The sequence below is a fragment of the Microbulbifer maximicatervae (SeqCode) genome, assembly GCF_052467385.1.
Genome location: NZ_CP174311.1, coordinates 5,095,881 through 5,119,817 on the forward strand (window position 1 = coordinate 5,095,881; position 23,937 = coordinate 5,119,817).

21 protein-coding genes are annotated in these 23,937 nt (G+C 52.4%); 14 read left to right on the forward strand and 7 right to left on the reverse strand.

The window, feature by feature from the left end:
• The first annotated feature begins 87 nt into the window (after positions 1 to 87).
• The 3 genes from ACJJIR_RS21840 (at position 88) to ACJJIR_RS21850 (ending at position 3,106) form a co-directional block, all read left to right on the forward strand.
• Positions 88 to 903 carry a class II aldolase/adducin family protein gene (locus tag ACJJIR_RS21840; protein WP_413663852.1) on the forward strand — a complete coding sequence of 272 codons (816 nt, stop codon included), beginning with the start codon at positions 88 to 90 and terminating at the stop codon, positions 901 to 903.
• Between the two features lie 188 nt (positions 904 to 1,091).
• Positions 1,092 to 2,711 carry a Na+/H+ antiporter gene (locus ACJJIR_RS21845; RefSeq protein ID WP_444906824.1) on the forward strand — a complete coding sequence of 540 codons (1,620 nt, stop codon included), beginning with the start codon at positions 1,092 to 1,094 and terminating at the stop codon, positions 2,709 to 2,711.
• A 44-nt stretch (positions 2,712 to 2,755) separates the two neighbouring features.
• Positions 2,756 to 3,106, forward strand: coding sequence for an AraC family ligand binding domain-containing protein (locus ACJJIR_RS21850; RefSeq protein ID WP_444895636.1), 351 nt, complete (start codon positions 2,756 to 2,758; stop codon positions 3,104 to 3,106).
• A 14-nt stretch (positions 3,107 to 3,120) separates the two neighbouring features.
• On the opposite strand, the gene ACJJIR_RS21855 is transcribed toward ACJJIR_RS21850, so the two are convergent.
• Positions 3,121 to 4,977, reverse strand: a complete 1,857-nt coding sequence (locus ACJJIR_RS21855) for a monovalent cation:proton antiporter-2 (CPA2) family protein (RefSeq protein WP_444906825.1) — start codon at positions 4,975 to 4,977, stop codon at positions 3,121 to 3,123.
• Positions 4,978 to 4,990: 13 nt separating this feature from the next.
• Positions 4,991 to 6,292 carry a cation:proton antiporter gene (locus ACJJIR_RS21860; protein WP_282930598.1) on the reverse strand — a complete coding sequence of 434 codons (1,302 nt, stop codon included), beginning with the start codon at positions 6,290 to 6,292 and terminating at the stop codon, positions 4,991 to 4,993.
• 519 nt (positions 6,293 to 6,811) lie between these two features.
• Between ACJJIR_RS21860 and ACJJIR_RS21865 the strand changes: the two genes are divergently transcribed.
• Together ACJJIR_RS21865 and gstA are read left to right on the forward strand one after the other, a co-directional pair.
• Positions 6,812 to 7,207 carry a DoxX family protein gene (locus tag ACJJIR_RS21865; protein ID WP_444906826.1) on the forward strand — a complete coding sequence of 132 codons (396 nt, stop codon included), beginning with the start codon at positions 6,812 to 6,814 and terminating at the stop codon, positions 7,205 to 7,207.
• Positions 7,208 to 7,321: 114 nt separating this feature from the next.
• Positions 7,322 to 7,927 carry a glutathione transferase GstA gene (gstA, locus tag ACJJIR_RS21870; protein WP_444906827.1) on the forward strand — a complete coding sequence of 202 codons (606 nt, stop codon included), beginning with the start codon at positions 7,322 to 7,324 and terminating at the stop codon, positions 7,925 to 7,927.
• 10 nt (positions 7,928 to 7,937) lie between these two features.
• Here gstA and ACJJIR_RS21875 read toward each other — a convergent pair whose 3' ends face one another.
• A complete protein-coding gene (locus tag ACJJIR_RS21875) occupies positions 7,938 to 9,197 on the reverse strand; it encodes a multidrug effflux MFS transporter (RefSeq protein WP_282930601.1) in 1,260 nt (419 codons plus the stop codon).
• 117 nt (positions 9,198 to 9,314) lie between these two features.
• Entirely contained in the window at positions 9,315 to 10,169 is an 855-nt protein-coding gene (gene hexR, locus ACJJIR_RS21880) for a transcriptional regulator HexR (RefSeq protein WP_282930602.1), read from the reverse strand.
• Between the two features lie 144 nt (positions 10,170 to 10,313).
• Between hexR and uvrD the strand changes: the two genes are divergently transcribed.
• On the forward strand, positions 10,314 to 12,518 hold the full coding sequence (uvrD, locus tag ACJJIR_RS21885) for a DNA helicase II (protein ID WP_444906828.1): 2,205 nt from the start codon (positions 10,314 to 10,316) through the stop codon (positions 12,516 to 12,518).
• Positions 12,519 to 12,750: 232 nt separating this feature from the next.
• Positions 12,751 to 13,884, forward strand: a complete 1,134-nt coding sequence (locus ACJJIR_RS21890) for a TRAP transporter substrate-binding protein (RefSeq protein WP_444906829.1) — start codon at positions 12,751 to 12,753, stop codon at positions 13,882 to 13,884.
• A 69-nt stretch (positions 13,885 to 13,953) separates the two neighbouring features.
• Here ACJJIR_RS21890 and ACJJIR_RS21895 read toward each other — a convergent pair whose 3' ends face one another.
• The 3 genes from ACJJIR_RS21895 to ACJJIR_RS21905 all read right to left on the reverse strand — a co-directional run bounded on the left by ACJJIR_RS21895 (position 13,954) and on the right by ACJJIR_RS21905 (position 16,462).
• Positions 13,954 to 14,343 (reverse strand): acyl-CoA thioesterase, encoded by a 390-nt coding sequence (locus ACJJIR_RS21895; protein ID WP_108735392.1) that lies wholly within the window; start codon positions 14,341 to 14,343, stop codon positions 13,954 to 13,956.
• A gap of 185 nt (positions 14,344 to 14,528) precedes the next feature.
• Entirely contained in the window at positions 14,529 to 15,893 is a 1,365-nt protein-coding gene (locus ACJJIR_RS21900) for a TRAP transporter large permease (protein WP_444906830.1), read from the reverse strand.
• Positions 15,890 to 16,462: a TRAP transporter small permease subunit gene (locus tag ACJJIR_RS21905; RefSeq protein ID WP_444906831.1), complete on the reverse strand. Its 573-nt coding sequence runs from the start codon at positions 16,460 to 16,462 to the stop codon at positions 15,890 to 15,892. The genes ACJJIR_RS21900 and ACJJIR_RS21905 overlap by 4 nt, the downstream gene beginning before the upstream one ends.
• A 183-nt stretch (positions 16,463 to 16,645) precedes the next feature.
• Between ACJJIR_RS21905 and ACJJIR_RS21910 the strand changes: the two genes are divergently transcribed.
• The 7 genes from ACJJIR_RS21910 to ACJJIR_RS21940 all read left to right on the forward strand — a co-directional run bounded on the left by ACJJIR_RS21910 (position 16,646) and on the right by ACJJIR_RS21940 (position 23,689).
• The gene (locus ACJJIR_RS21910) at positions 16,646 to 17,698 is read left to right on the forward strand and encodes a PstS family phosphate ABC transporter substrate-binding protein (protein ID WP_444906832.1); all 1,053 of its coding nucleotides are present in this window, start codon (positions 16,646 to 16,648) and stop codon (positions 17,696 to 17,698) included.
• A 161-nt stretch (positions 17,699 to 17,859) separates the two neighbouring features.
• Positions 17,860 to 19,239 carry a phosphate ABC transporter permease subunit PstC gene (gene pstC, locus ACJJIR_RS21915; RefSeq protein ID WP_444906833.1) on the forward strand — a complete coding sequence of 460 codons (1,380 nt, stop codon included), beginning with the start codon at positions 17,860 to 17,862 and terminating at the stop codon, positions 19,237 to 19,239.
• A complete protein-coding gene (gene pstA, locus ACJJIR_RS21920) occupies positions 19,232 to 20,518 on the forward strand; it encodes a phosphate ABC transporter permease PstA (RefSeq protein ID WP_282930609.1) in 1,287 nt (428 codons plus the stop codon). The genes pstC and pstA overlap by 8 nt, the downstream gene beginning before the upstream one ends.
• A gap of 102 nt (positions 20,519 to 20,620) precedes the next feature.
• A complete protein-coding gene (pstB, locus tag ACJJIR_RS21925) occupies positions 20,621 to 21,430 on the forward strand; it encodes a phosphate ABC transporter ATP-binding protein PstB (RefSeq protein WP_282934617.1) in 810 nt (269 codons plus the stop codon).
• Between the two features lie 23 nt (positions 21,431 to 21,453).
• A complete protein-coding gene (gene phoU, locus ACJJIR_RS21930) occupies positions 21,454 to 22,155 on the forward strand; it encodes a phosphate signaling complex protein PhoU (protein ID WP_282930610.1) in 702 nt (233 codons plus the stop codon).
• A gap of 85 nt (positions 22,156 to 22,240) precedes the next feature.
• On the forward strand, positions 22,241 to 22,555 hold the full coding sequence (locus ACJJIR_RS21935) for an antibiotic biosynthesis monooxygenase family protein (protein ID WP_444906834.1): 315 nt from the start codon (positions 22,241 to 22,243) through the stop codon (positions 22,553 to 22,555).
• 291 nt (positions 22,556 to 22,846) lie between these two features.
• Positions 22,847 to 23,689 (forward strand): putative porin, encoded by an 843-nt coding sequence (locus tag ACJJIR_RS21940; RefSeq protein WP_444906835.1) that lies wholly within the window; start codon positions 22,847 to 22,849, stop codon positions 23,687 to 23,689.
• Positions 23,690 to 23,937 lie beyond the last annotated feature (248 nt).

A 23,937-nucleotide genomic window follows, 5' to 3' on the forward strand; every position in this document is an offset into this window, starting at 1 on the left:
TTTATTAAGTTATTAATCCTCGCATAGAAAATAAAAGTCATGCTATAACCATGCCTCGGCATTTTCCAAAGATGAGAGGGCCGCTAGGTGGCTACGACAGAAAAAAATAAAACAAAAACCGGTATTGATGCTGCTGTTATGAATGGCGACATCAATATGTTGCTCGGCGAGCCAACCCAGCCGCCAGAACAAGTTCGTGAAGAGCGTAAGAGGAAGCTGACGGCGGCTTTTCGGCTGTTTGGAAAATTTGGTTTTGATGAAGGCGTAGCCGGTCATATCACTGTCCGTGACCCGGAATATGACGATCATTTTTGGGTCAACCCCATGGGGGTTTCCTTTAAACAGATGACGATGTCACAACTGTTGCTGGTCAATCATCAAGGAGAGGTGGTTGAGGGGGATGGTTACCTTAATGGCGCAGCTTTTACTATTCATTCTCACATCCATAAAACCCGCCCGGATGTGGTAGCCGCTGCGCACGCTCATTCCCTTTATGGGAAAAGTTGGTCTACTCTCGGGCGTCTTCTAGATCCCATTACCCAGGATGCTTGTGCCTTTTATCAGGACCACGGTTTGTTGGATACTTTTTCCGGCGTGGTATTGGAAATGGGAGAAGGTGCGGCCCTTGCTAAAGCCTTGGGTAACCACAAAGCACTGATATTGCAGAATCACGGCTTACTGACGGTGGGTAAATCCGTCGATGAAGCTGCCTGGTGGTATATCACTATGGAAAAAAGCTGCCAGGCTCAATTACTGGCGGAAGCAGCTGGGCAGCCTATTTTGATCGATCCAGAGGTGGCAATACGAACCCGGGCGGTTGTGGGAACTGAACTGGCGGGATTATTTAGCTTTCAGCCTCTTTACAATGTAATTGCAAAAGAACAGCCGGATATGTTTGAGTAAAGAAACCCCAAAAACACTGCCAAATTTGCAGAGTAATTTTTTGGAGCGCTGCAAAGCACTGGCACTTTTTCTCAGAATTTATTCCCTGTTTTCTATTCTCGCATAAACTTCCTGATATTGAGTGAACAGCAATAGTTGCTCGATAGAGATTTATTTCAATAAGGCGTCACAGGGAACTGTAGCGAGTAATGCACTATCTGGTTATTGCGCTGGTGCTGTTGTTAGTTGTGGCCATTACTCTGGTTATTGCACGCCTGTTGCCATTACCTATTCCACTGCCTCTATTGCAAATTGCTGCGGGAGCAATACTGGGTAGCTTTTTGGGAATAGAAATACCCCTCGAGCCAGAAATTTTTTTCCTGCTGTTTGTTCCGCCCTTATTGTTTATTGCCGGTTGGCGAATACCGAAAGGCGCTCTGTTTCGAGATATCGGTGTCATTGTTACCCTGGCTATTGGATTGGTGCTTTTTACCGTTGTGGGTATGGGATATTTTATTTCCTGGCTGGTGCCGGTCATGCCACTGGCGGTGGCTTTTGCAGTAGCGGCAATTTTGGCGCCGACCGATCCCGTGGCGGTATCGGTGGTTCACGGTGGAACGTCGATGCCACCACGGCTGGAGCATATCCTCGCCGGAGAGTCCCTGTTTAATGATGCCTCGGGATTGGATATTTTCCGTTTTGCAGTGATTGCCGCCCTCACCGGGACTTTTTCATTTCCCCATGCACTGGCTGGTTTTTTCTGGGTCGCTATCGGCGGTGTGGTTATAGGCGCTGGAGCGGCATTTGCCTGTGGATATATTTTGCGCCTGCTGGTCAGAGTTGGCGGTGAGGACACTACTGTACAAGTTCTAGTGAGCTTATTAGTGCCCTTTGCGGCTTATATCGCCGCCCATACTTTACAGGTATCGGGTATTTTGGCGGCTGCCAGTGCTGGAATTGCGACTCACTATACCACCTTACACGGCGCGGAAATGTCGACTACACGGATGGACCGCCGTGCAGTATGGAAAACAGTACAAGCAGTTCTTGACGGTATTATTTTTGTTTTGTTGGGAGAGCAATTGGTTCGAATTACTGGAGCGGATTTCTCCGGTGCGCGCCACACTGGTGACTTAACAATTATTTTTTATGTCCTGGCAATATTTGTTGTACTACTTCTCCTGAGATTTGTGTGGGTATGGGTCTCCCTATATCTCTCACGTTTTGGGCAGAAAGTAGAATCTTTTGGTACCCATTTTTTATTGGTTAGCGTGTTGACCATCGCCGGGGTAAGAGGGGCGATTACATTGGCGGGAGCCTTTTCCCTTCCCCTCGCTATGACAGACGGAAAGCCGTTGCCCGGCCGTGATTTAGCCCTGATTATTGCAATGGGCGTTATCTTGCTTTCCTTATTGCTGGCAAGTTTTTTATTGCCTGTTCTACTGCGCCGTTTACCCGAAGCCCCCAATTTTGCCGCTATCGGTGATGAAAAAGGTGCGCGAATATCTGCTGCCACAGCGGCAGTGAATCAGCTAATGAATATGCGTCATGATATTGATCGAGGCGAAAAAGATCGCGATCTCGCTTTTGAGGCGGTGGATCACCTTTTGGCTATTTATCGGCGACGCATAACCCTAGGAGAAGATGAAAGCGAGGATATTATCTGGATGCGTTCCAGGGTTGAGCGTCATTACCACCTTGCCGCACTTTCCGCTGAGCGCGAACAACTGTTGGAATTGCGTGTCTCCAGGAAGATTGATGATGAACTCCACCGCAAATTGGTTTTGGAGGTCGATCTGGTAGAGGCGAGCTTAATTAACAAAGAATAAATTTTCTCTTGTAATAGACACGCTTAAATTGGTGAAAAATTGATATGGAGTTTGTAGAGCTGTGTTCAGTTAATGGGGTTTCCCTTTTTCAGAAAAGAAAAATAGACAGTCCCCAGCGCGAGCCCCTGGGTAATTACTCAATCCCCTATCCCGCCAAACAGGTGCAGTTCCGGGAGTTTAGTGAGGGACAGCGTTTTGATTGGCACTGTGCCCCGCAGGCGCAGTTTATTCTTTATCTTGAAGGCAGGGTGAAGCTCACAACCAGCTCCGGTGAACAATATATCTTTGCTCCCGGAGATATCTTATTAGCCAATGATTTACACGGAAAGGGGCATATCAGCGAGAGTCTGAGCCCGGGCAGGGCTGCCATTGTCGTGCTTAATGACAACCCTTAGGGCCAATAACCGGCTTACTGTTTTTCCATCTCGGGCTTGGCTTCTTCCCAGTAGTGATCCAGGTGCAGGTCCTTGTCGCGGCGGTCTTGTTGTAACGCCTGTAAAAGCTGCTCGCGATAGATTCGGCTTTGTGCAATATGCTGGGACTCATCGCGCCAGTAGGGGAAAAGTGCCTCAAGCATACGCTGGTCGTGCTGCTTGAATTTTAAGGCGGCGCGGCGCGCCTGTATGGGACTGAGTCCCAATAGTTCCAGCGCCTTTTCGCCGATGGTCAGGGCCGAGTCCACGGTCTCGCGGAAGATATAGCGGACCCCGGCTTCCATCAAAGCATATTGGTGCATACGGTTGCGGGCCCGGGCGAGGATGGTCACATTGGGGAAGTGTTTTTGCAGCTGGGCCACAATTTCCAAACAGGCGGCCTGGTCGCTCAGGGTCAGGATAACCAGCTTTGCATTTTGGGCTCCGGCGGCGCGCAGCAGATCCTCTCGCGAGGCATCCCCGTAGTAAGCCTTGATACCATAGCGGCGCACCAGATCCAGCTGTTCTGCATTGCGTTCGAGCAAAGTGGTATTGAAACCGCAGGCATTTAGAAGTCGCCCGGCGATCTGCCCAAAGCGCCCGTAGCCAATAATGATTACCGGTGAGCCGGAATCCACAGGCGGTGATGTATCTATGTTGGCGGGAACCTCTGGGCCGGTGACAAACCGCGGCTGGATAAACTGTTCGTAGATCAGCAGCAGCACTGGTGTCAGGGCCATGGTCAGAGCAATTTGGGCTACTAACAGATTGCCGATGTCTGCATTCAGGACCTGAAGCTGGGTAGAGAACGCTACCAGTACAAAACCGAATTCACCGGCTTGCGCCAATGACAGAGCGAACAACCAATCCTCGCCCTTTGACATTCGCAAGGTGCGCGCCAGGGCAAACAGCACGGTAAATTTTACCAGTACCAACGCCAATGCTAATCCGATTAGCACCAACGGGTTGTCCGCGATCAGGGAGAAATTCAGGCTGGCACCCACGGCGATAAAGAAGAGACCCAACAGCAGGCCCTTAAAAGGCTGTATATCCGCTTCCAGCTCATGGCGGAACTCGCTCTCGGCCAGCAGTACCCCGGCGAGGAAAGTACCCAGTGCCGGCGATAGGTCCAGCCAGGTCATTACCGCAGCTGCGGCAAATACGATCAGTAGCGCGCTCACGGTAAACAGTTCGCGCACTTGGCTGCCTGCCATTAGACGCAGTAAGGGACCGAGCAGGTAACGTCCGGCGAAAATAAAAGCCAGCATGGTGCCGATAACTGCCGATGCGTAATACCAACCACTCAAGCCACTTTCATGGGGGCTGGCAGCGGTACCTGCCAGCAGTGGCAATAGCGCGAGGATGGGAATAACCGCGATATCCTGGAACAGAAGTACCGCAAATGCAGCGCGCCCCCCCTGGCTTTTTAGCAGGCCCTTTTCACTGAGGGATTGCAATACGATCGCAGTTGAGGACAGTGCCAGGATCAGCCCGATAGCCACCGAAGAGCGCCAGTCCATTTCGGAAAAGGCGAGAACCAATCCAGCGATGGCCGCAGCGGAAAACAGTAGTTGGGCACTACCGGTGCCGAGGATAGCACCGCGCATTTTCCACAACTTCTTCGGCTGCAGTTCCAAGCCGATCAGGAACAGCATGAGTGCAACACCAAACTCGGCAACGTGCATCTCATCGCTGGCATCGCCGACCAGGCCTAGGGCACTTGGGCCTATGGCCACACCGGCGAGTAAGTAACCGAGGACTGAGCCCAGGCCCAGGCGGGTGGCAATGGGTACCGCAATCACTGCGGCAGCCATGAAAATTACTGCCTCAATAAGGAAGCCGGAGTGTTCCATTTAATCGTTATCGCTATTTGGCTGTCGGTTGCTGGGGCTCGTCGCGTTCGGGCTCAGAAAACTCCCGGCTGCGACGAATCAATGGCGCTATGGTAGAGCCCTGTACGACGATAGAAAAGAGCACCACGCCATAGGTCATGACCACCCACAGGTAGCGAAGGTCCTGCCCCTGGACGAAGGCACTGCCGGCGGGAATAGACATCGCCAGCGCTAATGCCAGACCACCTTTCAGCCCTCCCCAGATCAAAATCCGGTTGGTATAGGGGTGGTACTTGCGGCGACTTTTTAAATACAGGAAGGGTATGCCGACAGCGAAAACCCGGGCGGTGAGAACAATGACAATGCCCACTGCCATCAGCAGGTAGTCGGAGGGGCGCAGGTCGATAGTAATCAGGAACAGGCCCACCAGCAGGAAGAGCAAACCGTTGAGGAAGTCCTCGGTGATGCTCCAGAAATTATCCAGCTCGTGTTGGCTCACCCGGGAAAAGCCGCGCTCTCGGGTAAAGTTGCCAATAATAATGCCACTCACCACCATTGCCAGGGCGCCGGAGACCCCGAGTACATTGGCCAGGGAAAAACCGGCAGTGGGAATAACCATGGTCAGCATCAATTCCAGGCTGTGATCATTGGTACAACAAATAGCCCAGTGGAAAACGCCACCAATGATCAGTCCCAGCAATATGCCCCCCAGTGCCTCGATGGCGAATAGCTCAGCCACTGCCGGTACCGTAGGTTGGCCGCCTTCGAAAGCGAGTGCGTAAATCACCGCGAAGATCACGATACCGAAGCCATCGTTGAACAGGGACTCACCTTCCACCTGAATGGAAACCTGCTCCGGGGCCTTCAGGTTTTTCATAATTGCCAGTACGGCGATAGGGTCGGTGGGAGAGATCAATGCACCAAATAACAGGCAGTAAACAAAAGCCACCGGCATATTGATCAGCATCAGGAACCAGTAAAGAAGGGCCCCGACCACAAAGGTGGAAATGAGGGTACCGACAATGGCGAGAAGACCGATCTCCAGTTTCTGGTTGCGCAGCTCCAACAGATCGATATGCAAACTGCCGGCAAAAAGCAGAAACCCGAGCATTCCCTTGAGCAGAATATCCTCAAGGTTGAGCAGCGGCAGAAGCTGATCTGCCCAGGTGCGCAACTCCACCACCCCCAACTTGCCCAGGGCGGTGACCAATAGTGATAGGGCCAGGGCACCGGCGGTAATAGCGATCGTGGTTTGGGCGCGCAATACGTATTGGTTCAAGAAGCCCAGAAAAACTGATACGGCGGCAAGAAAACAAAAGGTGTAATAAACTTCCATGCCGTGTGTGGACTCCAGCGCTGAAATATTCTCGGATGGTTTAATGCCATTTTGGGGAGCGCCCCGGCGGCAATTTATATGATGGTGAGTGTGCCGTTATTGTAGTCGTGCAGAGGCTGCTCGATTTCCCTTGGAGTGGATCTAGGGCAACAGGATTACACCGGGGTGGGCCGCGCAGGCACAAGCGGCCAACTCCCTTTTATATGGGCGCGCAATTGTAGCGGCTCTAGGGCGCCACACAACTGCATTTTTCAGTTTTGCGCTCAAACGGATCGACTTCCCCTACCCACTAAAATTCATTAATGCCTTAGCTTTTTAAACATTACGTCATTACTTTCTAACTGCCAATTAGTAGATTCCTACTGACTATTGAAAATAAAAAGGATGATTATCACGCCAATCTAGTGGTTTTTATCCCTCCTGAGTAAAGGCAGCTACCGACTATCTCATGAATTTTCACGACAGTGTCTACACTGGTTGATAGTCCATACCCATAAATGCGCAATTGAGGAAGTAGTAGTGAAGCATTCGATGTTGTGCGACACCTCAAAGCTGATCGGTCGGGTACTGATGTCGCTGATCTTTATATTTGCCGGCTGGAATAAAATTGGCGGCTACGAAATGACAGAGGCCTTTATGGTTTCCATGGGGATCCCCGGCTTTATCTTGCCCCTGGTAATCGTTATAGAGTTGCTGGGAGGACTCGCGGTGTTACTGGGGATATTCACCCGGATTTCCGCTTTTGTCCTTTTCCTGTTCTGTCTCGCCTCTGCCTTCCTGGTACACCTGTCCCCTGGCGATGCGGCAGAAATGACCAGCTTTATGAAAAATATCACGATTGCTGGTGGTTTCCTGATTCTCACTTGCGCCGGTGCCGGTCGCTTTAGCCTGGATCACTGGATACGCGGTAAGTAGATTTTCACAGTAGCGGAATAGAGGGATTCAAGCCTGTTTCTATAGAATGGCCGTGGGGGAAATCAGGCTGGGCCTATACTGCTGGGAAATAGGTAATGACCCCATAGGATCGCCATGAAGCTTTTTTATGCACCGGGTGTTTGCTCTCTATCGCCTCATATTGTCGCTTGTGAAGCGGGAATCAATCTGGACCTGCAAAAGGTCAACTTGAAAACCCACGAGCTGGGAAACGGCGACGACTTTACAAGGATTAGTCCTAAAGGGTACGTGCCGGCACTGCAACTGGAAGGCGGAGAAGTACTGACAGAAGGCCCGGCAATCGTCCAGTTTTTGGCGGAGCAAAAGCCCGACGCGCAACTGGCGCCACCAGTGGGCACCCTGGCCCATTACCGGCTTCTCGAATGGCTCAATTTCCTCAGTGCTGAAGTCCACAAGCTATTCAAACCACTGTTCTGGCATGGTACAGAAGAAGAGCAGGAGGATTCGCGGGTTAGGCTTATCCGTTGGTTTGACTATATCGAAGGGCAGCTTGATAAGGACTACTTAATGGGAGACGGTTTCACGGTTGCCGATGCCTACCTGTATGTTCTCTCTCGCTGGCTGAAACATCAGCAGTTTGATATGCCCCGGTGGCCCCGGCTTCAAGCATTCCAAAAGAGAATGGAAGAAAGGCCCGAAGTGCAGAGGGCGCTTCAGGAGGAAAGTTTAGAGCCGGTGTAAAGAGCTGCCATTAACGCGGGGTAAAGCGCCGGGTCGCAGGGATATCGGACTCGATCGGTTGGCGAACCTTCGCGACAAATAGTGCAGAGAGTAGTGCCACAAAAGCACAGCCCGCCATAGATCCTGCAATAGGTGTCAGGGTTCCGGTGTGCAGGCTGCTCGCCAGTCCACCCAGTATCCCCCCGGTAATAAACAAAGCGGCGCCGTATAGCGCGTTGGCACTACCGCTGATTTTGGGGAAGAACTCCAAATAACAGGCGGCGGCATTGGGGCCAGTAATACCGATACAGCTCATCACCAGTACCAGGGGAATCATCCACAGGGTCAGTTCTTTGACTCCCGTCATAGTTCCCAGCAGCAGCAGGCCGCAACCTAATAGCTGCAACACAATACCCGCCAGCAGGATATTGCGCGGCTCAAAAAAGTTCAGTAAGCGGATATTCACCTGAACCATGCAAATTAGCCCGAGCACGCAGATACCAAAAAACAGTGGGAACTGATTCGCGCTAACACCGAAGTAATCCATAAACACAAAGGGCGCGGTGGTGATGTAGATAAACATCGAACCGCTGACACAGGCCTGTGCAATCAGGAACCCAATAGCGCGGGGATTGCGCAAAACCTGACCGTAGCTGCCCACGAGAGACTTCAGCGGCATCATCTGGCGGCGTGCGCGGGTAAAGCGGGAGACGGTCTCCGGTAGCAGCAACTGTACTAGTACGAGCATTGCAAGAGCGTACAGTAACAAAAAGACGAAAATACTTTGCCAGCCGCCAACGGCTAGTAGTGCAGAGCCGATCACCGGGGCGATCAGCGGTGCAATCAGCATGATGGTGCTAATTAGGGAAATAATTTTTGCCGCCTCACGGCCACTGTGTAGGTCGCGCACAATTGCAGCACAGATTACTGTGGCAAAGCCGCCGCCAACTGCCTGGCAGAAGCGCAGGATAATCAGTTGGTCTACATGGTCGGTAAACAGGACTAACAGGGAGCTGGCTATATAGATACTGAGGCCGATAGTTCCTACAAGGCGCCGTCCCCAGCGATCTGATAATGGTCCGCCAAATAGTTGTCCGAGGGCAAAGCCCAGCAGAAAACTGGACACTGAGTACTGCATCCGCTCGACTTCTGTATCCAGGGCCGCCGCCATCGCCGGAATGGCCGGTAGGTAGCTGTCGATGGAAAAAGGTGTCAGGGAAACGAGTGCGGCCAGCCACACCACTAGCCAGCGCGGGGCTTTCTCGTCCGGGTTAGAAGCGATGGATGTCATTATGTTGCTCAGGTACAGCCTGGAAGGATCTTCCCGGCAAAGCCCAATTGGCGGGAAATGGCTTTGGTAGAAACGGGCGGGCACATTGTCCCTTGCCCGCTTTGAATATCAGGGAGTTTAGTGCTTGTCTTCCCGCAATGTGTACAGTCCCTGTTTCAGTTTCAACAGGTGCTCCTGTAGCTGAGGACCTTTGCGCTGGGCTACGCCGATAGCGAGGACATCGATTACCACCAGGTGGGCGATGCGCGAGGACAGCGGCGTATAGATCTCAATATCCTCTTCTACATCCACTTCCAGTGGGATGCTGGCTTGTTGTGCCACCGGCGAGCCGCTGGGTGCCAAACCAACCACCAGAGCGCCCTGCTCTTTTGCCATGCTCATGGAGCGAAGTAACGCCTTGGTGCGACCGCTCTGGGAGATAGCTACTACTACATCCCCCGCTTGCATGGACATGGCCGACATATTCTGGATGTGGTGGTCCGAGTGGGCAGCGGTGGCCAACTGTAGGCGGAAGAACTTGTGCTGGGCATCGGCGGCGACGGCACCGGAGGCGCCAAAACCGAAGAATTCCACCCGCTTGGAAGCGGCCATCGCAGTGACAGCGGCCTCTAGGGCACGGTCGTCAATTCTATCGCGGACTTTCAGCAGGGTATCCACCGTGGAGTCGAAAACCTTGCGCTTGTACTCGGCAATGGTATCCGTTTCCGTAACCGCAATCTGGCCGAAGCTGGGGCTGGAAGCCAGCTGCTGCGCCAGGTTCAGCTTGAACTCCTGGAATCCGGAGCAGCCCACTGCGCGACAAAAGCGCACCACGGTCGGTTCACTCACCTGGGCTTCAGTAGCCAGGTCGACGATGCGCATATGAATGATTTCATCGGGGTTGGCGAGAATATACTCCGCCACCTTGCGCTCTGATTTGCGCATGGATGACAGTTGTTCACTGATTCGTTGCGTTACTTCCGCCGGTTTCACAGGACTTCCTTCTCTATGCCAGATGGCGCAGTTTAGCCGCTGTGCCCTCTGCTGGCGAGCGACATCACATTACATTGTCAGGCGGGACAAAATCCTGTTTATTTACACAGGTCTTGTGCATCAGCTCTGGTACAATCTTCGCCCATGGACGTATCTCAGATTTTAGACCCCCTCAACGACGCCCAGCGCGAAGCAGTAGCTGCCGCGCCCGGCAATCAATTGGTTCTGGCCGGTGCCGGCTCGGGCAAGACTCGGGTGCTGGTACACCGTATTGCTTGGCTGATGCAGGTGGAGGGCGCCTCGCCCTACTCCATTATGGCGGTAACCTTTACCAACAAGGCGGCCCGCGAGATGCGCGCCCGTATCGAAGAGCTGCTGGGGGTGAACACTTTTGGCATGTGGGTGGGCACCTTCCACGGCCTGGCTCACCGCCTGCTCAAGGCTCACTGGCAAGAAGCCAAGTTGCCGCAGAACTTCCAGATCCTGGATTCCGACGACCAGCTTCGCCTGATCAAGCGGGTACAGGCAGATCTGGGTCTGGATGATAAAAAGTGGTCACCGCGTGAAACCCAGTGGTGGATTGGCGCGCAGAAAGATGAAGGCCTGCGCCCGCAATATATCAATGCCGGCGCCGATCCCTGGTTGCAGACCATGGTGCGAATCTATTTCGCCTATGAAGAGGCCTGTCAGCGCGGTGGATTGGTGGATTTCGGCGAGCTGCTGCTGCGTGCCCACGAGCTCTGGCTGAATAACGACGCTATTCTGGCCCACTACCGCCGGCGCTTCCCCCATATCCTGGTGGATGAGTTCCAGGATACCAACACGATTCAATATGCCTGGTTGCGCTTACTCGCCGGTGAGCAGTGCCATATCACCGCCGTGGGTGACGATGACCAGTCTATCTACGGTTGGCGCGGTGCCAAGATCGAGAATATCCAGCACTTTTCCACAGACTTACGAGAAGTGCAGACGGTGCGACTGGAGCAGAACTACAGATCCACCTCCACCATTCTGAACGCGGCTAATGCGGTGATCGCTAATAACAGTGGTCGCTTGGGCAAGGAGTTGTGGACCAAGGGTGAAGAGGGTGAGCCCATCGCCGTCTACGCGGCCTACAACGAACAGGATGAATCGCGCTTTATTGTCGAACGTATCAATGACTGGGTGCGCGACGGCAATCGCCGCGACAGCATCGCCATCCTCTACCGCTCCAATGCCCAATCCCGGGTACTTGAAGAGGGGCTTTTGCGCGAGCAAGTTCCCTACCGTATCTATGGCGGCCAGCGCTTCTACGAGCGCCTGGAAATCAAGAACGCCCTGTCTTATTTACGCCTGATTACCAACCGCGATGATGACACCGCGTTTGAACGGGTAGTGAATACGCCCACCCGTGGCATCGGTGCGCGCACTGTAGAGATGGTGCGTTCTTATGCCCGGGAGCAGGGTTGCTCCCTGTGGCAGGCGGCCAAGCTGATGTTGCAGCAACGGGTATTGGCTGCTCGCGCCGGCAATGCCCTGCAGAGCTTCCTGGACCTGATTAACCAGCTGGCAGCGAATGCAGAAGATAAAGAGTTGGATGCTATTGCTGAGGATGTGATCGAAAACAGCGGCTTGTTGGAGTTTCACGGCAAAGAGAAAGGCGAGAAAGGCCAAACACGGGTGGAGAACTTGCAGGAACTGGTCACTGCCTGTCGCGGCTTTACCGGTGCAGGCCTGCCCGAGGGAGAGGAAGATGAGGAGGAAACTCCTCTTCTTAACCAGTTCCTCGATAGCGCCGCCCTCGATGCCGGTGAAGGCCAGGCGGATGAATTTGAGGATGCCGTCCAGCTGATGACCCTGCATTCCGCCAAAGGTCTGGAGTTTCCCCTTGTATTTATGGCGGGTGTGGAGGAAAACCTGTTCCCCCACAAGATGTCGGCGCAGGAGCCCGGCCGCATGGAGGAGGAGAGACGCCTCTGCTACGTGGGTATCACCCGCGCCATGCGCAAGCTATACATTACCTACGCGGAAAACCGGCGTCTGTTTGGCAGCGAAACCTATAACAGCCCTTCCCGCTTTATCGGCGAAATTCCACCTAATTTGGTGCAAGAAGTGCGCCTGAAGACCGAAATTTCCCGTCCTCTCTATCAGGCGGATTACGGCAAGGTAGGCCAGTTTTCCGACCCGGCGCCAGACTTCGATGATTTGCCCCCGCTGGTTCTGGGAGGGCGAGTGGACCATGCCAAGTTTGGTGAAGGAACTGTCATTGAGTTTGAGGGAACGGGTCCTCGAATGCGGGTGCTGGTTAATTTTGACGATGTTGGCGACAAGAGGCTGATACTTTCAATGGCCAAGTTGCAGCCGCTTTAAGTGATGGCTTGAGCTGGGACTAAGCATTAAATACTGAGTGCCGGAGCATATCGGTACTGCGAGGCATGCAGAATTGAAAGTTAGATAGTGGTGAATGGATTCCAGCGATAGCGGGAATCCATCCAAAATACCAGGGGCAGATCACAGAGGACTTCCCCTGAAGACCTAAGTTGGCGACCAAAGCGTCTGCCGATAATTTGTACAATACAAAAATAACGATAAATTAGTAGCAATGAAAAAACTCAATTGGTACCCGGCCATCATTCTCGGGCTCTTAGCCCTGCTCGCCATTACCTTCGCCGCCCTGGTAGCTTCCCGTGCAGCAATGGGCCCTGCCCAGCACTTTTCCACAGAGGGCAATAAAGAGCTGTTCGAGTGGAAATTAGTTACTACCTGGCCCAAGAATTTCCCTGGCCTCGGCAGTGCGCCGGAGCGTTTTGCCAAGAAAGTCGAGGCGATGTCAGCCGGGCGTCTCAGGATCAAAGTGTACGGTGCCGGTGAGTTGGTACCTGCCCTGGGCGTATTTGGTGCTGTATCGGAAGGCGCCGCGCAGATGGGACACGGTGCTGCCTATTACTGGAAAGGCAAGGTGCCCGCTGCCCAGTTTTTTACTGCGGTGCCTTTTGGCTTGAATGCCCAGGAAATGAATGGTTGGTTGCACCATGGTGGTGGTCTCGAACTCTGGGAGGAGATCTACGAGCCCTTTAACCTGATCCCACTTGCGGGGGGCTCAACCGGTGTACAGATGGCGGGCTGGTTTAACAAACCGATTGAGTCGGTGAAGGATTTAAAGGGCCTAAAGATGCGTATTCCCGGCCTGGGTGGTGAGGTTTTAAACCGCGCAGGCGGCACCGCGGTGACCATTCCCGGTGGAGAACTCTACACCGCCCTCCAGACTGGAGTGATCGATGCTACCGAATGGGTGGGGCCCTACAACGATCTCGCTTTTGGTTTCCACCAGGTCGCTGAGTATTACTACTACCCCGGGTGGCATGAGCCGGGCTCTATCCTGGAATTTATCGTTAATAAAAAGGCGTTCGAAAAACTGCCTGCTGATTTGCAGGAGATAGTGCGAGTCGCCGCCCGTGAAGCCAACCAGGATATGCTGGACGAATACACGGCACGCAATAACCGGGCCCTCAAGGAGCTGGTAGAAGAGCACGGGGTAAAAGTGGAGCGCTTGCCGGAGGATGTTCTGTCTCACCTGAAGAAGATCAACAACGAAATTATGCAGGAGACGGCGCAGCAGGACCCGGAGTTTGCCCGTGTTTACAAAGCCTTTAAGGAATTTGAACGGGATGTGAAGCCCTACCATGAGATCAGTGAAGAGGCTTACTACCAGGCGAGAGAGTTAAAGGAAGATTAGCGCCCAACTACTGGGCCGATGATATTGCCGGCTGTGTTGCTCTACAGCCGGCGGACTCGAAACCTACAATCAGGGCAGCGGCCTGGTACGGCCGGCATCGTCGATAGCGACAAATACAAACTCACCCTCGGTAACCTTGACTTGCTCACCAGAATCCACCCGCGTCAGCCAAACCTCAACCATAGTACGAATTGAGGAACGCCCTTCTTCAATGGCTTCCGCATAGCAGCTGACTGTTGAGCCAACCGGAACCGGGCGCAGGAAAACCATGCTGCCCACTGCAACGGTTGTGACACGGCCGCGCGCCATGGTTTGTGCGAGAATGGCGCCAGCGAGGTCCATCTGCGACATCAGCCAACCGGCAAAAACATCCCCCTGCGGATTGGTATCGCGGGGCATAGCCAGGGTTTGCAGGGTTAGCGTGCCTGTGGGTTGCGGATCTTCATCGAGAGCTGACAGTGCGGACATCGGGTACTCACAGATTGTTAGAGTTATTGGTTTCCACTACTGGAATGGTGGCGCATTCTAGCACAATTTGGCCAGTAATTGACCAGAATAAATTTCGGCCTTTAGTCGACCGTAGGCGCGTTTTTGGCTGTTGGTGCTGCCTATCAGTCTATGGACGGTTCTCCACATGTCGCAGATCACTGTTGCTGAACCACCCCCGGCAACCAAGTGGCCAGGGTCGGCCATATCGCTAGCAGGCACAGCAGTAAAAGTTGGATGGCAATAAAGGGCGCTACCCCGCGATAGATGGCCGATGTGGCGACAGAACTGGGGGCCACCCCGCGCAGGTAAAAGAGGGCAAACCCAAATGGAGGCGTTAGGAAAGAGGTTTGCAAATTGATGGCAATCATAATGCCGAGCCACACCGGATCGACGCCCATTGCCAGCAGTACCGGGCCCACAATTGGTACCACTACAAAGGTGATCTCGATAAAGTCGAGGATAAAGCCCAGCAGGAAGATTACCAGCATCACCAACAGGGTCGCACCAATTACCCCTCCGGGCAAGCTGTGGAAAAATCCTGTCACCAACTCTTCGCCGTTGTAACCGCGAAACACCAGAGAAAATAATGAAGCGCCTATCAATATGGCGAAAACCATAGCCGAGACCTGAAGTGTACTGCGGCCTATTTCCTCGGCGCGCTTAAAGCTCAGTGCTCCGCGACTGGACGCCAGTAACGCCGCCCCCAGTGCGCCGACGGCGGCCGCTTCTGTGGGGGTGGCAGCACCAACGATGATTGATCCGAGCACAATCAGCATTAAGGCAATCGGGGGCAAAAGACTGCGAAGCAGTTGGGCCTTATTCACTTCTGGAGGCTCGCTGCTCTCCGTGGGTTTGGGGCGACGGGCGATAAATAATAGATAAATGATATAGGCGGCCACCAGCAGTAAGCCGGGAATAATTGCCCCGACGAACAGATCCCCCACGCTGACTGGCTTGGGGTTGAAAATGCCTGCAGACAGTTGTGCCTGTTGATAGGCATTGGAGAGGGTGTCTCCCAATAGAACCAGGGCAATAGAGGGAGGAATGATTTGCCCGAGGGTACCAGTGGCGCAGATAGTGCCGGTGGCCAGTTTGGGCGAATAGCCGTTTTTTAACATGGTGGGCAGTGACATCAGCCCCATGGTGACTACAGTTGCACCGACGATGCCTGTGCTGGCGGCGAGCAGCGCGCCTACTACCACTACGGAAATGGCGAGTCCTGAGGGAGCCCCCATAAAGGCTTTGCTCAGATTAACCAACAAATCTTCGGCAATCTTGGCTCGCTCCAGTATCACCCCCATCAGCACAAATAGCGGAACGGCAACCAGAGTGCCGTTTTGCATAATGCCGTAGAGGCGATCGGGGAAGGCGCGCAGCAACTCAGCATCAAATACGCCATACACAATACCCAGGCCCGCTGATAGCAGGGCGGTACCCGCGAGGGTAAAAGCTACTGGGTAGCCGAACATAAGTAGAGCGCAGACGGCTGCAAACATTAGAAAGGGGATTAGCTCAATCACACTTCGGCCCCTTCTACCTGCTTCAGTACTGCTTTTGACGACGACATTGGAATGGACTGTTGTTGGGGCAGCATCAATTGCACTAGGGCGCGAATAAACTGGGCCAGCCCCGCCAGAGCCAGGGTGACGGCGGATAAAGGAATCAGGCTCTTCAGTAAAAATACCCCAGGCAGGCCGCCGGCGTTCGCACTGTCTTCCAAAACTGACCAGCTATTCAGTACAAAGTGCCAGCTGCTTATAAATAGAAAGACGCAAAGCGGTAAGAGGAATACCAGATAGCCAATTGCATTGATCCAGGCTTTGGCCCTGGCGCTCATTCTGCGGTAGAAAACATCCACCCGCACATGGGCATCGGTCTGCAACGCATAGGCCAGCCCCAGCATAAAGGCGGCACCGTGCAGGTAAATCACGGATTCCTGTAGGGCGATAGAACCGGTATTGAAGCCGTGGCGCATCACCACAACACAGCTTTGTAACAGGACCATGGCCCAGGTGAACCAGGACAGCAGTTGCCCGGTATGACTGGTCAGGCGCTCGAGTGCCTGCGCGCTGCACAGCAGAAAACGCATGGGGGCTTCTCTCTTTACATCTTATTGTTATTTGTGTTGCACGAAGGTTAACCCTTTGCCCGTTCTCATGCCAGCAGGGTAAAAATACAGCTGTAACCTTTTTGTAATCTTTTATTCATAGAATCGTCACCCGTTGTTCCTAGCATCGCCGCGTGAAATAAAAACACTCATCGGAGTTACACAATGAACAAGCAAATTTTGGCGACCTCTCTGGCAGCCCTGACCCTGGCAACTTCACAGGTAGCTATGGCAGCGCGCGACTACATTAGTGTTGTAGGTTCCTCTACTGTTTACCCGTTTACTACTACTGTGGCGGAGCGTTTTAGCCGCGCAACCCAGTTTAAAACTCCGGTTGTTGAATCCACTGGTACTGGTGGTGGCATGAAGTTGTTCTGCCAGGGTGTTGGAGAAAGCACTGCGGATATCACCGGTGCCTCCCGTCGTATCAAGCAATCCGAACTGGAAATGTGTAACAGCAACGGTGTTGATGTTGTTGAAGTACAGATCGGTTACGACGGTATCGTTCTTGCGAATGCTAAGAAAGCAGCTCCCTTTAAGCTGACTCGCAAGGACATCTTCCTGGCCCTGGCTAAGGAAGTACCTAACCCAGACGGTTCTGAAACTCTGGTAGCCAACCCCTACAAGACCTGGAAGGACGTAAACCCAGCCCTGCCCAACACCAAAATCGAAGTTTTGGGCCCGCCTCCCACTTCCGGTACCCGCGATGCTTTCGCCGAGCTGGCAATGGAAGGTGGCTGTAAAAAGTTTGGCTGGATCAAAGCCATGAAGAAAACAGACAAGAGCGCTTACAAAGCGATCTGTCACAACGTTCGCGAAGACGGCGCTTATGTTGAAGCCGGTGAGAACGATAACCTGATCGTGAACAAGCTGGTTGCCAACCCCAACGCCCTGGGTATCTTCGGCTTTAGTTTCCTCGACCAGAATGCTGACAAGGTACAGGGCTCCCTGATCGAAGATCAGGCCCCTACTTTCGACTCCATCGCTGACCAGAGCTACCCGGTTTCCCGTCCGCTGTTTATCTATGTTAAGAAGCAGCACGCTGACGTGGTTCCCGGTGTTAAGCAGTTCCTGGCTGAATTCACCAATGAGCGCGCCTGGGGTGAAGACGGCTACCTGGCTGACAAAGGCATGATTCCTCTGCCCACCGAGAAGCGTCAGAAGATTGCTACTGATGTGCGCAAGATGAATGCGTTGAGCAATCTTGCAGCCAAGTAAAAATACCCTGGTGTAGTATTGTCAAAGGGAATTGACGGCCAAGCTCGAAAGGGCTTGGCCGTTCTTTATAAGAAGACTCACAAATTGTCGCTCCCCTGTGATGGAACGTGGGGATAAAGTCTGGATAATGCCAGTGACGATATTTTTAGTACGGTAATTCAATGCAAACCCCCACACTGTTCGCACTTTTGCTGCTCCTGATATTAGTGGCCTACGGCACTGGCTTTCGCCGTGCAGTGAACGCTGCTCGCAGTCTTGGCGGCGTGCGCAACCTGGCCGCCCTGCCCAGTTACTACGGATTACTCACCGCCCTTTGGTGTGGTTTGCCAGCACTGATATTACTCTGTGCCTGGTTGGTGTTTGACGATGCGATCATCCGTGCGATGGTCATGAATAGTATTGCCGATAAGCCGGAGAGCATCTCCGGGCAGAATCTTCTCTACGCGCAGATCCAGAATCTCGCGGCGGGCCACCTGATAGGTGAAAAGTCCCCACAATTGCAGAGTGCTGCGGACTACCTCAGTCAGTTGCGTTCCAGTTCCAATAATTTACAGGCCTTCCTGAGTTTGGTGTTGGCCAGCGGCCTTGCAGCTTTTGCACTGCTGCGCTTTTCTCCCAAGCTGCGCGCTCGCGAAAAAGTTGAAAAAGTGCTGCGCACGGTGCTGATTGCCTGTGCCAGCGCCGCGATTCTAACCACTGTCGGTATATTATTATCGGTATTGTTTGAATCCCTGCGCTTCTTCCAGTCCGTGCCGGTGAGTGAATTCCTGTTTGGTTTGCACTGGAGCCCACAGATGGCCCTGCGCGCAGACCAGGTGGGATCGAGCGGTGCTTTTGGTGCTGTCCCGCTGTTTACCGGAACCCTGATGGTGTCCGCGATCGCCATGTTTGTGGCGGTACCTGTGGGATTGATGGCGGCTATTTATCTGGCCGAGTACGCCAGTAAGCGCGTGCGTTCCCTGGCCAAGCCGGTACTCGAAATTCTCGCCGGTGTACCTACCGTGGTATACGGATTTTTTGCTGCCTTAACCGTTGCTCCATTTATTCGCGAGTTGGCCACCTCTATGGGCCTACAGGCCTCCAGTGAAAGCGCACTGGCCGCTGGTCTGGTGATGGGAATCATGATTATTCCCTTTGTCTCCTCTCTGTCTGACGACGTGATCAATGCGGTGCCCCAGTCCCTGCGCGATGGCGCCCTGGGCTTGGGTTCCACCCAGTCCGAGACGGTGCGCAAAGTTGTGATTCCTGCGGCACTACCCGGCATCGTCGGCGGTGTATTGCTGGCGGTTTCCCGCGCAATTGGTGAAACCATGATTGTGGTGATGGCCGCCGGGCTCGCGGCAAACCTCACCGCCAACCCGCTTGAATCGGTCACGACTGTGACGGTGCAGATTGTGACTCTGTTGGTTGGCGACCAGGAATTTGACAGTCCAAAGACCCTCGCCGCTTTTGCTTTGGGCCTGATGTTGTTTATCTCCACTTTGGTGCTGAACTTTATTGCCTTGCACGTAGTGAAAAAATACCGGGAGCAGTATGACTGATCTTACTCAGGCGCAGGTTCGCGAGCGCATAGAAAAAAGCCTCGCCAGCCGTCACCGCAAAGAAAAGCTGTTTCGTGGGCTGGGTATCGGCAGTATCGCCTTTGGTGTACTCGCTGTACTGATTTTGTTCACTGACATTATCAGCAAAGGCAGTGGTGCCTTTGTGCAGACAGCTATCCAACTGGAGGTGCACTACGACGAGCAGGTTCTGGGCATCGATAAGGTCGATGATGAAAGTCTGACCTGGGCAAACTTCACCGGTGTTATTCGTCAGTCCCTGCGCGAACGCTTTCCCACTGTGACTGGTCGCAGTGACAAGCGCGAGCTCTACAGCCTGGTCTCCTCCGGAGCACCTTTTACCCTGCGCGATCGCTTAGCTGCGAATCCGGAACTGTTGGGTAAATCCGAGAAAGTCTGGCTGTCAGTCGATGACGATGTGGATACTTTCGTCAAAAGCCTGAAGGATTCCAAAGAGGGTTTCCGTGGTCGTACCTCGGACCAGAAGGCCGGTTGGATTGAGCAGCTGTTGGACAGCGGTGAACTGAAGAAGCGGTTCAATACCATCTTCTTTACCAATGGCGACTCCCGTGAACCAGAGCAGGCGGGCATCCGCGCAGCCTTGATGGGCTCCCTGTTTACCCTGTTGGTAACTCTCGCACTGTCATTCCCTATCGGTGTGGCGGCGGCGATTTACTTGGAAGAGTATGCGCCCAAAAACCGTTGGACCGATTTGATTGAGGTGAATATCAATAACCTCGCGGCAGTGCCTTCTATTGTTTTCGGTCTTTTGGGCCTGGCGATATTTATTAATTTCTTTGAGTTGCCGCGTTCGGCACCCCTGGTAGGGGGCTTGGTACTGACACTGATGACCTTGCCCACGATTATTATTTCCAGCCGCGCGGCTTTGAAGGCGGTGCCACCCTCAATTCGCGAGGCGGCAATGGGTATGGGGGCTTCACGTATGCAGGTGGTTTTCCACCATGTGCTGCCCCTGGCGATGCCGGGTATGTTGACCGGCGCGATTATCGGTATGGCCCAGGCCCTCGGTGAGACGGCGCCCCTATTGATGATTGGTATGGTCGCTTTTATTGTCGACGTACCTGCCGGGGTAACCGACCCGGCCACCGTGCTGCCTGTGCAGATTTTCCTGTGGGCAGACAGCCCGGAGCGCGCCTTTGTCGAGCGCACTTCCGCAGCCATTATGGTGCTGCTGAGTGTGCTGATTGTGATGAATACCAGCGCGGTATTGCTGCGCAAGAAACTTGAGCGCCGCTGGTAACAGAGCGCGGACTATCAGAAAGCGGGATATTATATGAGTACCATGACCCTGGATGCCGCCAGCCAAACTGATGCGGCGCAATCCGATGTTGCGGGTGGGCAAATGATGAATGATCGGGCTGATGTTAGAGAAACAGTTGGCCAACCCTTCTGTGACACCGCCAAGTTGCGTATGCGCAATGTGAATGTTTTCTATGGTGAAACCCAGGCGATCCACTCGGTCGGCCTCGATATTGGAAAAAATGAAGTGGTTGCCATGATCGGCCCTTCGGGCTGTGGCAAGTCGACGTTTTTGCGTTGCCTCAACCGCATGAATGACACCATTGAAGGTTGTCGCGTCGAGGGCGAGTTAAGTCTGGATGGTGACCCCATCTATGGCCCCAAAGTGGACGTGGTACCCCTGCGCGCCCGCGTCGGTATGGTATTCCAGAAACCAAACCCTTTTCCCAAGTCCATATACGAGAATGTGGCCTACGGCCCAAAAATCCACGGCATTGCCAGCCGCCGTGCCGATCTGGATGAGATCGTAGAAAATAGCCTGCGCCGCGCCGGTCTGTGGAATGAGGTTAAAGATCGTTTGGACAAGCCGGGCACGGGTCTGTCCGGTGGTCAGCAGCAGCGTCTGTGTATCGCCCGCGCTATTGCGGTGAGTCCGGAAGTGATCCTGATGGATGAGCCCTGCTCTGCCCTGGACCCAATTGCGACGGCGCGAATCGAAGAGCTGATTGATGAGCTGCGCCAGAACTACACTATCGCAATCGTTACTCACTCGATGCAGCAGGCTGCGCGGGTGAGTCAGCGTACGGCTTACTTCCATTTGGGGCATTTGGTGGAAGTTAACGATACTGAAACGGTGTTCACCAATCCCGAGCACGAACTCACGGAAGCCTATATCACCGGCCGCTTCGGCTAAGGTTCCTGCTCGGAGGGAAAACTATGGAAATGCATTTCGATCAACATATCTCACGCCAATTTAATGAAGACCTGGAAAGCTTAAAGACAGAGATGCTGGAAATGGGCGGTATGGTCGCCCGCCAGGTTGCCGATGCGGTTGATGCCCTGGCCAATGCGGACAGTGAGCTGGCCGAGGAAGTGCTGCGTATTGAAGAAGTCATCGATAAAAGTGAGATGGCCCTGGATGAGCACGCCACGCTAATTATTGCCAAGCGCCAACCGGCCGCATCCGACCTCCGTATGGTGCTGTCTGTCATTCGAATTGCCCGCGACCTGGAGCGCATTGGGGATGAGGCGAGCAAAATTGCCAAGATGGCCATAGCACTGACAGATGAAGGTACGTCGCCGCGCGGGTATACCGAAATCCGTCATATTGCCAATGCTGTGCGCAAAATGCTCAATGACGCCCTGGATGCCTATACTCGTTTCGATGTGCAGTCGGCTCTGCAAACTCTTGCTGAGGACCAGCAGGTTGATATGGATTACCGTACGGCCGTACGTGAACTGGTAACTTACATGATGGAGGACCCGCGCAGTATTTCCCGGGTCATTAATGTGTTGTGGACCCTGCGCTCACTGGAGCGGATCGGTGACCATGCGAAGAATATTTGTGAGCAGGTTGTTTACCTGGTGGAGGGTGCTGATATCCGGCATGGGCACCAGGAAAATCTGCGCAAGTCCTAAAGGGCTTTGCTAATTTAAAAAGGTCGCCTAGTGCGGCCTTTTTTTTTACGGAAAACTATTTGTTAGTCGTTAGGTAATACAGAGCATGAAATTTATCTTCGAAGTTCATCTACAAAATGGGTTTAAAGCTGAGGATTATGCCGATGCCTGGATGCGCGCTTCTGAGATTATCCAGCGCTCCCCGGGAGCGATGGGCACAGAGCTCCATCAAAAAATTGATGACCCCAATGTGTTGATAGCCATTGCTAGCTGGCGATGTAAAAAAGATCGGGATGCTATGCAAGCTGAGCACAGTAAAAAAATTGATGAAATCATTGCCAGCGTGGCCCCTTTTGTAAAAATTAATCTAATAGGGGAGTTTTATGACCCGCAATGGGTTGTAAATATTAATAGCGATTGATGTTAATCAATTGAACCTGAACACAGCCTGAATAAATATGTGTTCGAATAACAAAATAAAACTTTTTATTTTATTATTTTTAGCTGGAATTTATTTGTTTGGTGCATTACAGCTAATTACAGCGTTTGTTTTTTCTGGTTGATATGTTTTTTTATCGAAAAAAAATATTCGCTTTACCGCAAATTTGGCTCAAATTGCTTATCGTGTAATTTGCTGTTGTTGCGCGCCAAAATACTTTTGTTACAATCCGCAGCCCAATTTGGATCGCTACGTTAACGAAGGATTTATCAAATGAGATTCAAGCTTGCTGCTCTCCCCCTGATGCTTGTCGCCGCAACTGCAGGCGCTGAAGAATATAATTCTTTTACTAATTCTACATACGAGAATTACGAATATACATACTCTAACACTGGTAGTGCTGGGGTTACTAAGCGTAAAAGCTATGATGCAGATTATTTTAACCTTGGAACTACCTACTTTTTTGGTGGTAAGGAAACTCTTGGTCCCTTAAAAGAGTTTGAATATATTAACAAGGTGAGCAATGTTTCTGCCGGTTTCTCTCATTCTAATTTCGGTAGTGAAGATATAGACTCTTTCACTGTGGGTGGTGAATATTTTGCTTCCAATGGGATTGTTGTTGGTGCCGGTATATATGATCTTTGGGAGTCTAATGTAGATTATCAATCTATTGGATATCTCTTTTCTCCAGATTTTCTGGTTAAATTGAACCATGTTGATAACGATAGTGATAATGAATTTTCGGTAGAAGCTCGTTACAACCATCAGTTGAATTCAACTGATTATGTTGGTTTCAACCTTTTTGTGGATGAGGAGTCTGATAATCGCATCCTGTCTTCTAAGTATTTCGTGCACCTGAGTGGAGAGCAGTACCTGACTGCAGAGTTAACTTACAATAGCGTCAAGGAATATGATGACTTCTGGGCGCTGGGTACTGAGTTTTTCTTCAGTCAGCGCACTTCTGTTGAGTTTGACTATAACGAACAGGAAGATTATAAGCTGGGGATGACTCACTTCTTTAACCGCAATATTGCTGTTGAAGCAGCTTATCTATCTAATAATGATGTTAGCGGTGATCTAGATATCTACCAGCTGGGCTTAACTGTCCAATTGTAAGCTAGCTTAAGTAAAGGGCTATCAATGATAGCCCTTTCTTTATAGTGCAGCTTGGGTAAGTTCAAAGCAACTTAGCTGCACTGCTTCAATCCTGTTTGGCACCCTGGTGCCAGTTTTCTTTTATATCCAGCTGTTTTATGTAATGGTTGGAGTACTTTGCTGATTTTTCTTTTTATATCCGACTTCTAAATAAATCTGAAATCTTTCTAAATCTCTTGCTATCGCGAAATAATCCTTCAGAAATTTAG

Excerpts from the sequence above, each read along its gene's own strand:
- ACJJIR_RS21860 (WP_282930598.1), bottom strand. The coding sequence starts at position 6,292 with ATGGAAGTTTATTACACCTTTTGTTTTCTTGCCGCCGTATCAGTTTTT.
- pstB (WP_282934617.1), top strand. The coding sequence starts at position 20,621 with ATGATGAATGATCGGGCTGATGTTAGAGAAACAGTTGGCCAACCCTTC.
- ACJJIR_RS21845 (WP_444906824.1), top strand. The coding sequence starts at position 1,092 with ATGCACTATCTGGTTATTGCGCTGGTGCTGTTGTTAGTTGTGGCCATT.
- ACJJIR_RS21935 (WP_444906834.1), top strand. The coding sequence starts at position 22,241 with ATGAAATTTATCTTCGAAGTTCATCTACAAAATGGGTTTAAAGCTGAG.
- ACJJIR_RS21905 (WP_444906831.1), bottom strand. The coding sequence starts at position 16,462 with ATGCGTTTTCTGCTGTGCAGCGCGCAGGCACTCGAGCGCCTGACCAGT.
- ACJJIR_RS21940 (WP_444906835.1), top strand. The coding sequence starts at position 22,847 with ATGAGATTCAAGCTTGCTGCTCTCCCCCTGATGCTTGTCGCCGCAACT.
- phoU (WP_282930610.1), top strand. The coding sequence starts at position 21,454 with ATGGAAATGCATTTCGATCAACATATCTCACGCCAATTTAATGAAGAC.
- pstC (WP_444906833.1), top strand. The coding sequence starts at position 17,860 with ATGCAAACCCCCACACTGTTCGCACTTTTGCTGCTCCTGATATTAGTG.
- uvrD (WP_444906828.1), top strand. The coding sequence starts at position 10,314 with ATGGACGTATCTCAGATTTTAGACCCCCTCAACGACGCCCAGCGCGAA.
- ACJJIR_RS21910 (WP_444906832.1), top strand. The coding sequence starts at position 16,646 with ATGAACAAGCAAATTTTGGCGACCTCTCTGGCAGCCCTGACCCTGGCA.
- ACJJIR_RS21850 (WP_444895636.1), top strand. The coding sequence starts at position 2,756 with ATGGAGTTTGTAGAGCTGTGTTCAGTTAATGGGGTTTCCCTTTTTCAG.
- gstA (WP_444906827.1), top strand. The coding sequence starts at position 7,322 with ATGAAGCTTTTTTATGCACCGGGTGTTTGCTCTCTATCGCCTCATATT.
- ACJJIR_RS21855 (WP_444906825.1), bottom strand. The coding sequence starts at position 4,977 with ATGGAACACTCCGGCTTCCTTATTGAGGCAGTAATTTTCATGGCTGCC.
- ACJJIR_RS21875 (WP_282930601.1), bottom strand. The coding sequence starts at position 9,197 with ATGACATCCATCGCTTCTAACCCGGACGAGAAAGCCCCGCGCTGGCTA.
- pstA (WP_282930609.1), top strand. The coding sequence starts at position 19,232 with ATGACTGATCTTACTCAGGCGCAGGTTCGCGAGCGCATAGAAAAAAGC.
- ACJJIR_RS21890 (WP_444906829.1), top strand. The coding sequence starts at position 12,751 with ATGAAAAAACTCAATTGGTACCCGGCCATCATTCTCGGGCTCTTAGCC.